Annotated in this window: 11 protein-coding genes and 1 pseudogene; 4 read left to right on the top strand and 8 right to left on the bottom strand. The window is 32.5% G+C overall.

The window, feature by feature from the left end:
- Nucleotides 1–104: 104 nt before the first annotated feature.
- Nucleotides 105–773: a 4'-phosphopantetheinyl transferase family protein gene (locus tag THEXY_RS09410; protein ID WP_013788604.1), complete on the bottom strand. Its 669-nt coding sequence runs from the start codon at nucleotides 771–773 to the stop codon at nucleotides 105–107.
- A complete protein-coding gene (locus tag THEXY_RS09415; protein WP_013788605.1) occupies nucleotides 773–3,112 on the bottom strand; it encodes a helicase C-terminal domain-containing protein in 2,340 nt (779 codons plus the stop codon). The genes THEXY_RS09410 and THEXY_RS09415 overlap by 1 nt, the downstream gene beginning before the upstream one ends.
- 121 nt (nucleotides 3,113–3,233) lie before the next feature.
- On the opposite strand from THEXY_RS09415, the gene THEXY_RS09420 reads away from it, so the two are divergent.
- Nucleotides 3,234–4,196 (top strand): small ribosomal subunit Rsm22 family protein, encoded by a 963-nt coding sequence (locus THEXY_RS09420; protein ID WP_013788606.1) that lies wholly within the window; start codon nucleotides 3,234–3,236, stop codon nucleotides 4,194–4,196.
- A gap of 7 nt (nucleotides 4,197–4,203) precedes the next feature.
- On the opposite strand, the gene THEXY_RS09425 is transcribed toward THEXY_RS09420, so the two are convergent.
- From THEXY_RS09425 to arsD, 4 genes are all read right to left on the bottom strand, one after another.
- Nucleotides 4,204–5,103 (bottom strand): DUF1848 domain-containing protein, encoded by a 900-nt coding sequence (locus THEXY_RS09425; protein WP_013788607.1) that lies wholly within the window; start codon nucleotides 5,101–5,103, stop codon nucleotides 4,204–4,206.
- Nucleotides 5,104–5,164: 61 nt separating this feature from the next.
- Nucleotides 5,165–5,437, bottom strand: a complete 273-nt coding sequence (locus THEXY_RS09430; RefSeq protein WP_013788608.1) for a hypothetical protein — start codon at nucleotides 5,435–5,437, stop codon at nucleotides 5,165–5,167.
- A 72-nt stretch (nucleotides 5,438–5,509) separates the two neighbouring features.
- Nucleotides 5,510–7,255, bottom strand: coding sequence for an arsenical pump-driving ATPase (gene arsA / locus THEXY_RS09435; RefSeq protein ID WP_013788609.1), 1,746 nt, complete (start codon nucleotides 7,253–7,255; stop codon nucleotides 5,510–5,512).
- A 41-nt stretch (nucleotides 7,256–7,296) separates the two neighbouring features.
- Nucleotides 7,297–7,620 carry an arsenite efflux transporter metallochaperone ArsD gene (gene arsD / locus THEXY_RS09440; RefSeq protein WP_013788610.1) on the bottom strand — a complete coding sequence of 108 codons (324 nt, stop codon included), beginning with the start codon at nucleotides 7,618–7,620 and terminating at the stop codon, nucleotides 7,297–7,299.
- Between the two features lie 360 nt (nucleotides 7,621–7,980).
- Here arsD and THEXY_RS09445 point away from each other — a divergent pair, with 360 nt between their 5' ends.
- Complete coding sequence (locus THEXY_RS09445; RefSeq protein ID WP_013787204.1) at nucleotides 7,981–9,354, top strand: IS4 family transposase; 1,374 nt, start codon at nucleotides 7,981–7,983, stop codon at nucleotides 9,352–9,354.
- 187 nt (nucleotides 9,355–9,541) lie between these two features.
- Nucleotides 9,542–10,417, top strand: a complete 876-nt coding sequence (locus THEXY_RS09450; RefSeq protein WP_013788611.1) for a nitroreductase family protein — start codon at nucleotides 9,542–9,544, stop codon at nucleotides 10,415–10,417.
- Nucleotides 10,418–10,578: 161 nt separating this feature from the next.
- On the opposite strand, the gene THEXY_RS09455 is transcribed toward THEXY_RS09450, so the two are convergent.
- A complete protein-coding gene (locus THEXY_RS09455) occupies nucleotides 10,579–12,210 on the bottom strand; it encodes a transposase (protein ID WP_013788612.1) in 1,632 nt (543 codons plus the stop codon).
- Between the two features lie 237 nt (nucleotides 12,211–12,447).
- Here THEXY_RS09455 and THEXY_RS09460 point away from each other — a divergent pair.
- Nucleotides 12,448–13,097, top strand: a pseudogene (locus THEXY_RS09460) (transposase family protein); the annotation flags it as partial.
- Nucleotides 13,098–13,266: 169 nt separating this feature from the next.
- Here THEXY_RS09460 and THEXY_RS09465 read toward each other — a convergent pair.
- Nucleotides 13,267–14,520 (bottom strand): transposase, encoded by a 1,254-nt coding sequence (locus THEXY_RS09465; protein ID WP_013787621.1) that lies wholly within the window; start codon nucleotides 14,518–14,520, stop codon nucleotides 13,267–13,269.
- Nucleotides 14,521–14,711: the final 191 nt, after the last annotated feature.

The raw sequence follows: 14,711 nt of genomic DNA on the forward strand, positions 1-14,711 counted from the left end.
AAGTGTTGCCTTTTTTAGAACTTTTGAGGCCTTTATTTTTCAAGGTTCCAAAAAATACTACTTGACATTTCACCGCTTGTCTTTTTTCTAAATTATACCATAAGTTATATAAAATTAAAAATTTCATCAATGCTTACGATGTTAACTTCATTGCAAAACAAATCACTTTCAGCACATACAGCCATTTTGTAGTCATCGTCTACGCAATACTGTTTAAAATGATATTTGTTATCTTTCTCGCTTAAAAGCTTAATCTCATCACCAATTTTTATAGTGAAAGAACTTAACGGTATATGAAGTCCCACTCCTAACGTCTTTACATAGCTTTCCTTTAAAGTCCAAAGAGTAAAAAAATAATCTATTTTATCCGGCGCCCTCATCATGTCTTCAAACTCATCGCGGGAAAAAAAACGTTTAGCCACATTCAAATTGACATCTCTAATTTTTTCAACGTCTACGCCAAGGTTTTTTCTATCAACGGCTACAGATACCCATTGGCATGAATGAGATATGCTGAAAAATATGCTTTTATCCTTCAAAAAAGGCTTCCCATATTCATTATTATAAATTACAACATCCTCATTATTTAATCCAAATTTTTCAATCAATATAATCCTAAACATCATATCTGCCAAAAGCGTCCTTACAGCATCTTCACGCTTTTTAATCTTGTTCACCCTTCGTCTCTTTTCTTCTGAAGCAAAAGCTAACAGTTTACTGTATTCATCTTCTTCAATATCTCTCGTTACTTTTATAGCGTACACCTCTACCATTAAAAACTCCTCCAAAAACTATCAAGATGAAATCCTAAATTGCTTTGATTCACCTTTGTATAAGGAAACCATTCTTTAGGAAATATCCTAATGTAATTTTTTTGCAAAAATCTTTCATCTATAAGCAAAATTATTCCCTTATCTTCTTCCGTTCTTATGACACGTCCTGCTGACTGCAAGACTTTGTTAAAGCCTGGATAAAGGTAAGCAAATTCATAGCCCAGTCCATATTTCCTTTCAAAATAATCTCTAATTATATCCCTTTCAAGACATATCTGAGGTATACCTACACCTATTATTATGGCGCCTATCAAACGATCTTTTGTCAAATCGATGCCTTCTGAAAAAACACCACCCAGTACACAAAAGGCCAAAACACCATTTTGACCGTCCTCAAACATGCGCAAAAAATCATCTTTTTCATTTTCTTTCATTGTGCTTTTCTGCTTAAGTAAATAGCCTGTACTTTTCTCCTTGTAAATCTCATACACCATGTTTAAATATTCATAAGATGGAAAATATACAATATAATTTCCATTTTCCTTTGACACTGTTGTATGTATATATCCAACTATTTCCTCCAAAGTTTTTTCTCTATCCTTGTATTTTGTAGACACATCATCCGCAATAAGTATCATCCGGTTTTTAGTTTCAAATGGCGAATCAAGACAAACACCATAATCTTCTCGGCTACCACCTAATAAAGACATATAATACGTTATAGGAATAAGTGTAGCCGAAAAAAACACAGTGCTTCGCACTTTTCTAAGCGTTTCACTAAGCAGCTTAGAGGGATCTAAGCAAAATAATTTGAATTTTAAGTCGTCGCTTTTTTTCTCAACATAAGTCGTATATAACTCATCGTACATATCAGAAACTTTAAGATACCTAATCACTTCAAAATACAGATCAATGATGGCATCTTTAACAAATGACTTTCTTTCATTTGAAAGAAACGATTCCACTTCTCCTATAAATTGTCTTAAATATCCATTTAGATCACTAAATATCTCATCTGTGACAAAGTAGCCTTTTTCACCACATCTTTTCTTCAATTTAAGAAATATTGAATTGATTTTTGACAATACCTTTTCAAGCTTGATGCTTTCACCCTTAATCTCTTTCTTTAACGACAAAAAATCTTTTTTGAATAATTCCGCTGAAAACATCTCTCTCGATCTATCCACCAAATTGTGCGCTTCATCTACGAGAAGTGTAAAATCAGTTTTGTCTTGAAAGAACCTTTTAAGTCCCACATTTGGATCAAAGACGTAATTGTAATCGCATATTATAACATCTGACCACAAAGATAAGTCCAGTGAAAGCTCAAATGGGCATACCATATGCTTTTGAGCATACTCTTCAATTTTTGAACGATTAAAATTATCTTCATTCAAAAATATATCCATTATAGCATCATTTATCCTATCATAATGGCCTTTTGCAAACATACATGCTTCAGGCGTACATTCGGTTTTTTCATTAAAGCATATTTTCTCTTTAGCGGTTAAAACCAATGTTTTTACTTTAAGCCCTTTGCTTCTCAGTGTATTAAATGTTTCCTCTGACACCGTTCGGGCTATCGTCTTTGCAGTAAGGTAAAATATTTTTGAAGTTAATCCTTTTTTCATCGCCTTCAAAGATGGGAAAATTGTAGATATGGTTTTCCCTATCCCTGTTGGAGCTTGAACAAAAAGTTTTTTCCCACTTTCAATAGATTTGTAGACAGATGCCATAAGCTTTTTTTGCCCTTTTCGAAAATCTTTATATGGAAAATCAATTTTTTCTATGGAACTGTTTCTTTCCTTTATCCAATTGTATAACATGCTTGCCCAATTGTAATACTTCTTAATAAGGTCATCAAAAAAAGTTTTTAGCTCATCTATAGAATACGTGTATCTCAAATATTTAATCTCGTCATTATCGATTTGATAATACGTAAGTTGAACATCTATGGTAGTCAAGTCATTTTGAATTGAATAAATGTATGCATAACATTTTGCCTGCGCTAAATGCAGAGGATTGTAGTATCCATCTATTTCACCTAAATTGGCACTCGTAGTCTTTATCTCATCAATTGTTACATTGCCATTATCTACAATGATGCCGTCTGCGCGACCTTCTACAGCAATGATAAACTCATCAAATTCTCTTTCGTACTTTAACGTTACTTCTTTTTTGTAATTCTCATCTTTAGAACTTTGAATTTTTTTGTGAATCTTTGTGCCTTCTAATGCCCTTAAATTGCTGCCACCAAAAAATTCATTGTTTAAATCTCCACACCTCAATATGAATTCAACCAAGTCTCTGACTGAAATCTTTATCTTTTCTTTAACCATCGCATCAAGTCCTTTAACACATCTATGGAAATAGAAAATTTCTCAAATTGAATTATAACATAAATTCATTTAAGATGGTATAATATATAAGTAAATACGCATAGAAAGGGCTGTTCTTTTGATGGAAATACCAGTAGACCTTTTAAATGGCATAGAAGAAGAATCAAATAAGATACCTATAAATAAATTGATTTCTTTAGTTTCTGACATTTCTAATCGTTACAGAAATACTGATGACAAGCACATTTCTTCATACGAAGAAGCCATTGCATACATCTCATACAGGATGCCTGCTACATTTGCAGTCATATATGCAGTTTTAAAAGATATAAAAGATATATGCAGTAATATTAATCCAAAATCAATTTTAGATGTAGGCGCAGGACCAGGTACTGCAATGTGGGCAGCAACCTCAATATGGAATGATATTGAACAAATAACGCTTTTGGAAAAAAACAAGAACATGATAAAAATTGGCAAAAATCTATCAGCAAATTCAAACAATAGTTCTATTAAGAATTCTATTTGGTTGGAAGCTGACTTAGAAAATTTATCTGAACTGCCTAAACACGATATAGTCATTGCGTCGTATTCCATCGGTGAGCTAAATGAAGATGTTCAGAGTAAAATAATAAAAAAACTGTGGGAAAGTGCTGCTAATGATATACTGATTATCATAGAGCCAGGAACTAAAATCGGCTTTTCTATAATAAAAAGAGCCCGGGAAACTCTGATATCACTTGGTGCGCATGTAATCGCCCCGTGTCCACACGCTAATGAATGTCCAATAAATGATAATGACTGGTGCCACTTTTCGTCTCGTGTACAGAGGACAAGCATACACCGAAAAGTCAAAAACGGCCAGCTTCCATACGAAGATGAAAAATTCTCGTACATATGTGTATCAAAAAAACATTGCAATATGATAAAAAGCAGAATCATAAGACATCCGCAGATAAGAAAAGGCCACATAATATTAGATTTGTGCACAAAAGATGGCATCAAGAAAGTCACAGTCAAAAAAAGCGATGGAGATATTTATAAGAAATCCAGAAATTCGAAATGGGGTTCTGTTTTTGAGTGAAATATGATCAAATGCACTTTTCTTTTATAATGTCTTTATCATCTATTTTGCTGCACAATAGTGGTGCATTGACATCATAGCTTTTGGTATTGGCATTTACTATACTTTTACTGTAATTTGCATAGCAATAGATGCACCCATGCATACACATATTATAAGCGCCGATGTCAATGCTATATGCACAACCACATGCTTTCCTTTGATTTTTGTCTTTTGTCTCTTTGATTTTGCGGCCGGAAATTTCCTCAATCAAATGGGGATCGATGCATCTGCCATGCTCTATTCCAAATTGAGATAAATCTATGTCTTCTGCGCATGTCTCAATTTTTAAGGAATACGCCTTAGAAATTTCTCCAAGCCTCCTGCCTATCCTTATTTTATCTTCATCGCTAATGTCAAAAGCGCCTATATTCTTAAGGCCTTTCTTTACTTTAGGATAAAAATCCACAAAGCTTATGATACATTTTGATGTATAACCTTGAAGCTTCGATGCCAATACTTCAAAATATTTATAGTGATATTCCTCGCTAATAGCTTTGGTTATAATGATAGGGTCATACCTCCAGATGACCCTATTGAGTCCTATTTTATCTGACAATCTCCTAAATGTATCAATTATTTCTGATTTCTTTGGGACATTTTTCTCAATCTTGTTGTCATAAGGATTCAATGTAAACTGAAAATAGTATGGATAGCTATCAATAATATTAAGATTATTGATCATATTTGCAGGATTTTTACTCCAAAACACAAAACAATCTACTGCATCAAGAGACAAAGACACCTTGCTTACTTGATGATAATTAAATGGGTTTCTGACTAAAACATAACCTTCTTTGATCCTATTATAAAACCAATCGCTGTAAAATGCAGGTATGTCTGTCCTTCTACTGACACTTATTATCATACATTGACCTTCCTTTTTATAAAGACCACTGTGATATATGGATGACTAATATCCGCCAAGATTAACAACAGCCTGATGATGCATCATCATGAATCGCTAGTTCTCCATTCTCAACTGTTATTGTCACAGATTCAGCTCTTTTTCTTACATCATCTTCCATTAAAACTGAGATGCCGTTGATAGAAACAGGTTCATCGCCATCCTCCAGTTTACCTAAGTAAAACACAAGAGAAGTTCCACAGCAAGATTTTTGCAATGTTGCTTTTAAGCAGTCACAATCATTTGAGACAAATGCCTCTTCAAGAATTTTTTTTGCTTCATCAGTAATTATCATTCTTATTACCTCCAATTTATTTTTAATAATCTTCTATTTTAATAATCTTCTATTAATTTTCTTGCTTTTTCTTTAAGCTAGTAAAGCTTTCAATTTTTCACCTTTTATTTCATCAGGGCTCCAGGCAATAACCGCAAAATGTCCATTAGTATATGCAGCAACTTTGTTAATCCATTCAATTTCATTACTTGCTTTTGCTAATAGTATTTTATTACTTGTTCCAGTTTTATATAGTGATGAATTTATAATCCACCACTTATTGTTTATGCCAGCACGTCTCAAATCTTCCTCTAATCGCATTGCTTCATATACAGGTGTAGCCTCAGGCAAAGTTACAATTATGACTTCAGTTTCATCAGCATTGTGAAGTCTAGGCAACAATTTTTTGGCTGATTCTGGAACTTCTCCATTTGAACGTTCAATTTCGTGATTGTAGCTTTGAGCAGATTCAAGTAAGAGAAGTGTATGGCCAGTAGGTGCCGTATCAATGACTACAATCTCATTTTCAGCTTTATCAACTATTTCAGCAAACGCTCTAAATACAGCTATCTCTTGAGTACAAGGTGATCTTAGATCCTCCTCAACATAAGCTAAATCCTCTTCAGACATAGTTTCTCTTGCTTTGGAAAGCACTTCTTCCTGATACTTTTTGAGCTCTGCTTGCTCGTCAATATAGCTGATACTGATGCCATCAGTCTCAGAAATGACATATTTCAAATGTGCTGCAGGATCTGTCGTTGTGAGATGAACTTTTCTGCCTTTTTGCGATAATCCTAATGCAATTGCGGCTGATATTGTCGTTTTCCCTACACCACCTTTGCCCATTGTAAATATTGCTTTCTTATTATTGGTATAGAGATCCTCGACGACATCCTTAAGCCCAGGAATTGACTCTACTTCGATTTTTTCTTTACTCAAAGTCAAATTATCTTTATTTAGCATCGCCCTAACATTATCTATGCCTATGATATTATACCCTCTTAAAGGCACTATATAGGTAACAATCGATTTTAACCCTTCCGGCATTTTAGAAAGTATTTTTTGCTGTTTTAGAAATAAACTTTCTGATATTTTGTCATCATAAGATGTCATAACGCCATTAATAATCAATATTTGATTTTCTACGCCTATATTCCCAAGCTCATTCGATGCTCTTTCTGCTTCTGCCAAAGGTACTGTTTCAGGACGTGAAACAAGAATAAGCATCGTTAGTTTTCCATCAGTTAAGGTTTTAACAGCTTTCTTATACACCTCTTTTTGACTTTCAAGCCCTGAAAGTTGACCTAAACATGATGTACCATGTGTATTCTCGCTAATGAAATTACTCCACGCAGAAGGAAGTTGTAACATCCTAATCGTATGACCTGTAGGCGCAGTATCAAAAATAATGTAATCATATCTTGTTTGAATCTCTTTATCAGTTATAAATTTTGAAAACTCATTAAATGCCGCAATTTCAATAGTACATGAACCGGAAAGTTGTTCTTCCATATTTTTTAAAACATCGTCTGGAAGAATCCCTCTGTATGGACTTATTACACTTTCTCTATATTCTGTTGCAGCTTGAACTGGATCAAGATTAGCAACAACAAGATTTGGTACTTCTTGAATCGAAACACCTTTATTGTCAAGTTTAGTATTAAAAACATCCTGCAGATTGGAAGCTGGGTCAGTACTGATTAAAAAAACATTTTTCCCACTATCAGCTAAAGCAACGGCGGTAGCACATGCAACTGAAGTTTTTCCAACACCACCTTTACCTGTAAAAAACATATATTTAGTCAAATTTATATTTTGCAGATTAAAATATTGAATCATGAAATTTTGCCTCCAAAATTAATTATTTGCATTTTTTTCTTTTATTCATCGAAAAAACTGACAGGAATATCAAGAAAATGTGCGAGTTCTTCATTTGTTGGATATCTACCTGTTATTACAACTTCTTCATCTACAAGCGTGAAAGGCAACTCGTTGACACCTTTTTCGTTAATCATTCTATTTACAATTTTATTAGTCATAAACTTCATTGGAGAGTTTGTTAAATTATATCGTTCTATTTCTACGCCTTTTTTCTTCAATTTATTTAATACAGTTGATATTCTCAACAATTCAGGATTAACACTAACACCACAAAGGCCAGTAGGGCAACACATTGCTGGTTCATAAATTGTTATTTTCCTCATTTAAAACATCTCCTTGCGTAATTATTTAATTAAGCATATATTAGAACTCATAACAATATCGGTGTAATTTCGCATTATTACATGCTCATTTACTCATATATAATAACATACAAAGATCCATTCGTCAATAACTTTTCGTAAAAATAGTTCTTTTTAATCTAGTCAATTAATGCTTCTTTCTCGTTTTTGAAATTCGCTTGTCGAATCTGAATCTATAAAAATTTTATACTCAAACTTCGCACTTATAAAAGTAGCTCTGTACCTTGATAATTCAATATTATTTGGCTATAAAATAGCATGAGACCTCCATTTTTGGTATAATTGAATTATCAAAAAATAAACCAATTGGAGGCTCATGCTATGAATAGTATAACACAAAATTACCAAATTGATAATAAGGTTTCTACTTCGATTAAAAGTTTCTTCAAAAAATATAGAATTTCGGCTGCTTTAAGGTTATCGAATGCTTACAAAAGCAAGGGTATTCCCGTTATTTCTATTTTCGAGTACTTATTCTGTATGATCTTTACCAATAGATCTATGTATATGAATATGCTAATGGGTACAAATCAGGTTGGTTTTAAGAAAGACACGGTTTACAGATTCTTAAACTCTATTCATATTAATTGGATTCGGTTTACCACTTGGCTTAGTGCACAGATTATAAATGAGACAATTACTGGGTTAACAAGTGACAAACGCGTAAATGTTCTTATTGTTGATGACTCTTTATTCGAACGCTCTAGCTCTAAAAAAGTAGAACTACTAGCAAAAGTATATGACCATGCTAAGAAAACATACAAATATGGCTTTCGCCTACTTACACTCGGATGGTCAGATGGAAATACTTTTATCCCAGTCAATGGATGTCTTTTATCTACTGAGAATCAAAAGAATCGTATCAATGAAGCTATACCTGTGGACAAGCGTTCCGCCGGGTATTTAAGAAGGAATCTATCCCAAACTAAAGCAACAGCCGTAGCTCTGGAATTAATAAAGACCGCTAAAAAAGCAATGATTCCAGCATCTTATGTATTGTTTGACACTTGGTTCTGTTCTCCCTCTTCTTTGATTGCTATTAAAGAAATAGGCTATGATGTTATTGCAATGGCAAAGAAAACATCAAAGATGCATTACCTATATAATGGAATAATGCAGCCGTTAACAGAAATATACAAGCAGAACAGAAAAAGAAGAGGCAGGTCTAGATACCTGTTATCCGTGGAAGTTTCCATTGAAAAAGACGGAAAATCTATTCCTGCTCGAATTGTATTTGTCAGAAACAGGAATAATCGAAAAGACTATCTGGCACTTATTACCACGGATATGAACCTTAACGAGGACGAAATCATTCGTATATACGGGAAGCGCTGGGATATAGAAGTCTTTTTCAAAGTGTGTAAATCATACTTGAAGCTCAGCAAGGAATGCAATTCATTATCTTACGATGCGATGACAGCACATACAGCAATCGTATTTACCAGATACATGATGCTTGCACTAGAGAACCGTCGATCATCAGATTTACGAACAATGGGAGAGATATTTTACTACATACAGGATGAAATGTCCGATATTACGCTGATTCAGGCTTTTCATCTACTTATGCAAGTATTCATAGATACAATAACAGATAAACTATCGTTATCTTCAGAACAGCTGGACCAATTACTTGATGCTTTTATGGCTGCGATTCCCAAAGAACTTAAGGAAAGACTTCCGAAGTGTGCATAATTGTGTAAATTACTATTACTTTTTTCTGGCAAAGCATTAAGTTTTCAAGGAACAGAGTAATTATTTATGTGCGAAGTTTTAGTTTTATATATAAAATACTTGACTTTGGTATTAGTATAATACTATATAATAAGTGTAGTAGTGCAGAATAATCTTGTTTTTACAAGGATAATAGGAGGATTAACAAATGGATGCAATTGAATTGTTAAAGGATAGGAGAAGCTGCAGAAATTTTTTGGATATTCCCATAGACGATGACGTTTTAAATGACATATTAGAAGTTGGTTTAAATGCCGCCAGCGGAGGCAATACTCAGCCATGCACTATAATTAAGATAAGGGATAAAGTTAAAAAGTCAAAGCTTAAAGATTTGCTTGGACAGAATTTTATTGAAAAATGCGACACTGTCTTAGTATTTCTTTTGGATTTTTATAAGCAAAAAAGATGGTGCGAAATAAGTATGGCACCTTATGGGCGGAATAGATCTTTTTTGGAATTTATAATCTCTTTAGAAGATGTAATGTGTGTTGCACAAAGCATTGAATGTGCATGCACTTTAAAAGGTATAGGCAGTGTTTACTTAGGTACGCCAAATCTACGCTATGAGGAAATAAAAGAGCTTTTAGAATTGCCAGAGCTTACTATACCTGTATTAGCTATGTGCCTTGGGAATGTAAAAGGTAAAATAAATTCCAGAAAAAAGCTTCAAAAAGATGCAGTCATTTTTGACGATAAGTACAAAAAATTAAGCGATGACGAAATTGAAAGATATTATGAAGAAAAATACCAAAACAGCAATACGTACATAAATGACAAAAACAGCTATTTGATAGATGATCTTTACAGAATCGCTTCAATGGTTAACGGAAAGAACTTTGCAGACAAAGTAAAAGCAAATGTTGAAAAAAACGGTTATATAAATCCAGCACAAAAATTATTTGGCCTTCATTATAATCCTACGGAAATGATAGGTATGAATCAATGGATATGGAACTTTTTCAAAGAACAAGGCTTTGATTTTTTAGATGATACATTTCATGTAGACCGACTGGATGTAAAATAATTAGTATTTACCTATGATTCCACTGCAAAAAGTCTTTATTTAAACTCCTTCTTTAGGTTTATTAATACAATCTATTTGAAAATATATCCATTTTTAAAAGCCTGCAGTCTTATTTACGTCCTATTTTCGTTGCAATTTTTTATTCTATTGATTTCTTTTATCTATGTCTGTGAAACAGGTATGCCAAAATAAGTGGCATCCTTTACCACTTTTGTCCTCTTTTCCTGCATGTATATGATAAATCTTTTTATATTACATGCCGTTATTTTTAAACCCTCAACTATCCGTGTTTTTATTAAACCTCTAACCCGTGTTTCATCTGCACCATGTTTTCTTTTTAATTCAGATATTGTTCCCTCTATTGCTGCTCTGCTGCTTACATTTGTTTTCTTGTTGGTTTCAATTTCAGATCTTGTTTTTTCTGCTTTTATGGTGTCGTGCTCTATCCTTACTGTATTAAGATCTTTATGTGGTTTGGCAATACAAAATTCTTTTTTTTCGCATACTTCACAATCACTTTTTATAAAATGTGCTGTTGATGCTCCATTGGCAACGTAACTGTCTAAAGGTTCTATGTTTGCAGGACACCGGAGTATTTTATTGTCCTCATCAAGCTTAAATTCCAAAACACTAGTTTTATTTTCATCAGGCTTTCCTCCGGTCATATCTGTATATTTGATTATTATTCCATGATCTTTAGATGTATCAAAAGTTCTTTTACCGTAATATCCACCATCAACAACAATTTCTTTACATCCAGTATTTTCTTTTATGATTTCCAGTCGACTATTAATTATTTCTACATCACTGACAATGTTTTTTTCAACTACATAATCTGTAATTAATTGAATTTCATTATTATTGTCGCAGGTTTCGGAAATATTTAGTACATAACCGCTGCTTTGCTTTTCTGCTTTTTTTCTATATGTCGCATCTATATCATATGCAGACTGAAGGGAATTGCCGGCAATATCTTTGCCTCTTTTTATTTTATATCCTTTCTCACTGGCATTTTTAACCGTCTGCTCGTTTAACAATCTCTCAAGAAGTAATAATTCATTATTGCTTGATAAATTTTCGTTACCTTGAATAATTTCCTTTAATTCCACACATAAGTCAATAACATGTTCAAGCCTGTTTTCAATTTCCGAGCTCTTTGTTTTGTACAATAAGGTCCTGGTATATCCTTCTTTTGTTACTTCTTTAAGTTTGTCACTTAAAAATTCATGTGGAACTTTTTTTATTGCCTTTTCCAAAACGTCAAGTGCAAGTGCTAATCTTCCTGCTTTCTTAATGTTCGAACTAATCAATGTGGAATCCATCCTTTGTTTATCGGTCATTACACCAGCTTTTAACGAAAATTCTTTCATTAGTTTTATAAACTGACCGAATATTAAATCTTCTTCCTGAGGGTGTTTCAATATATACTCATAAACATGTTTTCTAAAGTAGTATAATGTCCTTATTCCAAGATTTATTTCACCAACGTTTTTTATACCCATTGCAAAGGCAATCTGAACATTATAGTAAAATTGGTTAATAAGCTCTTCGTCAGTATAATCGTAAATATGTTTAAAATACTCTAAGGACAAAAGTATATTGACAGGAAAGTTAGGTCTTCCCGTATTTTGTGTATAAAGGGGTGCAAAAAGTTTCTCATTAATTTTACAAAATACATGTTCATAATACAATGGTGCCCAACTGTTTGAAAGCCTTTCAAATACTCGTTTATCCATCCAGAATTCACTAGTAAACATTTTTTGTTGTAAATGATCTTTATTTTCTTTAAACATATATTTAACCTCTTATCACAATGTATTATATTCTAATTATACCTTATTATGGTTCTAAATTCCATGTTTTTTGACTTTTTGCAGTGGAATCACCTATAGATGAGAAAATTTGCTTACATAAATTACCATAATAAACTTACATGAAAAAATTTAATAAAAAATAGAGACAAATGCTCGCTTTTATGGTATTTAATATGTTGTTACACTATAACAATATTAACCATAGGAGTGGAGCAAATGTCTCATAATAAAAGAATAACAGAAAATTCATCAATAATCCAGTACTTAATGAAATTAAATTTTGCATTATATTTTACTAAACCTGTTATTCGTCATATTTTAGAATTTATAATTGCTGCCACTCAAAAAGGTTATAGTGGTACTGTTACAGATATAGTTAATTTAAGCCTTGCTAATTGCCATAGAACCACGTTTGGCAAATTCTTAAACCAAGGTGTTTGGAATATAGAATATGCATGGAGAGCTATAAGGCGAGAAGTTATTCGCATTATATTTGAATTATCCCAAACTAGCAACAAGCCGATATTTGTGATTTTTGATGATACTATTGCTGAGAAGACAAAGCCTTCGTTACAGGCTAAACATACTATCCAGGCAACAGGATTTCATCAATCACATTTAAAAGGGAAGCAAGTTTGGGGACACCAGCTTCTTACCATTATGCTATCTTGCGGTAAAGTAGTATTGCCTTACTGTATTGAACGCTATGAAAAAGGTGGTAAAAGCAAAATCGAAAGAATATGCGAAATGGTATCTATGCTTCCAATACCTAAAGGACCAGCATATGGACTATGTGATTCATGGTACATAAACAAGAAAGTAATAGAAAACATTTTGAAAGAGGATACCATCTCATAGGAGCATTAACAGAGATTTCGCATCAAAATTCCAGCAAAAAATTTATCTCTACAAGAATTTTTATATTTTACATCTAGTTGAATATATGGTAATAGTAAATCCATTTAGATGCTAAAAAAGTTGCACTTTCCCCTTACCCCATGAATTTTAATAATGAATTTCCAGTTTTGTTTCAAATTATGTCTTCACAAACAGTGGATTACTCCATCCAGTTTCTATGATAAATATCTCATCTTTTATATCTTCAATAATATCTATTTGAAGCATATGCTTTTCCCTAAAATTTCTTATACACCTGAAGAAATATAATTGCATCAAATTAAATGCTATTATTATAAACATTAACACAGTTTCTACACCCTCAGGACTGTGCATAAAACAGTGATTTAAGTGCCATTCTGTTTTTAGTTGATGAAAAGCATTGTTTTCAATTTCCCATCTTTTATGTATTATTTTCCATAGAGTTTCTACTGAAGTAACTTTAGAGGTAGTTATTATCCATGATTCTTTTGTTTCTACTTTGCTTGAGCTATGTATCTCCTCTATAAATTTTATAAACCTTACTTCTATGTCGGAATTAGGCATTTGAAAATTGTCTTCGTCCCAGGCCTTTATTTTAATATAATTGTTACTTTTTTTCTTAACAGTCCATTCTTTATCTGCTTCTCGACACTTGAATAAACCAAGTGCATCCTTAACTATATTAAGTCTTTCATCTTTAACCCTTACTACTGCATCCATCCCTATTGATAATACTTCTTTAATCCAAGTAGATTTGCAATATAATGCATCAGCTACTATAATGTCTGCAAAATGATGAAATTCTTTATGCAATTTTCTAATTAGACGCTTGCCTGCTGTGATTTCTCCTTCGTCTTTATCTGAAGCATCTCTTTTTGGTTCAAGCATTTCCTGACCTATGATAAGATGTGGATCAGAACCTACAGATGCACATATTACTGACCTATGAAAGTAATGAGTAATCCCGTCCTTTTGGACTCGTGTAAGACAATTATCACAGCACTTATTAGTGCTTTCAAATAACTCTACACCATCTATTGCAACAACTTTTAGTCCATCTATAGTTCCTTTTCTAAAAACCTTATTTTTTGTACTTGTCTTGATTATACTATTATTAAGTTCATTTAAGCCATCTAAATCAAAATTACTTAAAACACGCCTAATAGTGTCAATACGAGGAATTTTAGTCTTTTTAGGTAATACTTTTTTAAATTTACCTTTTTTAAGCCAATGTTCCAACCTATTAAAACTCCTTATTTGAAGCATAAATCCAAATAATACTACAAAGGTAACTGTTGAAATTTTTACTGAAGATTTTGCTCTTTTATCTTTTAGGGTATTGATTTTTTCTCCAAGATGGTATATCTTAGAGAAGTAAATAAGCATTTGTTTTAAATAACTTTTGTTCATTTTATCAGCATCCTTTCTATTTAGGTTGTCGCAAAACATATTATAGAAAGGATGCTTTTATTTTGCAAATTTTTTCTTTTAATTTCCAGTAAAAAACGGAAAATCACATATTTCTAGCTGCTCTTAGTTAAATTATATAAATCAACGTGTTTATCACTCTATAAATTTTTAAATGCGAAATCTCTGTTAAC

It is taken from the genome of Thermoanaerobacterium xylanolyticum LX-11 (assembly GCF_000189775.2).
GTDB classification, from domain to species: domain Bacteria; phylum Bacillota; class Thermoanaerobacteria; order Thermoanaerobacterales; family Thermoanaerobacteraceae; genus Thermoanaerobacterium; species Thermoanaerobacterium thermosulfurigenes.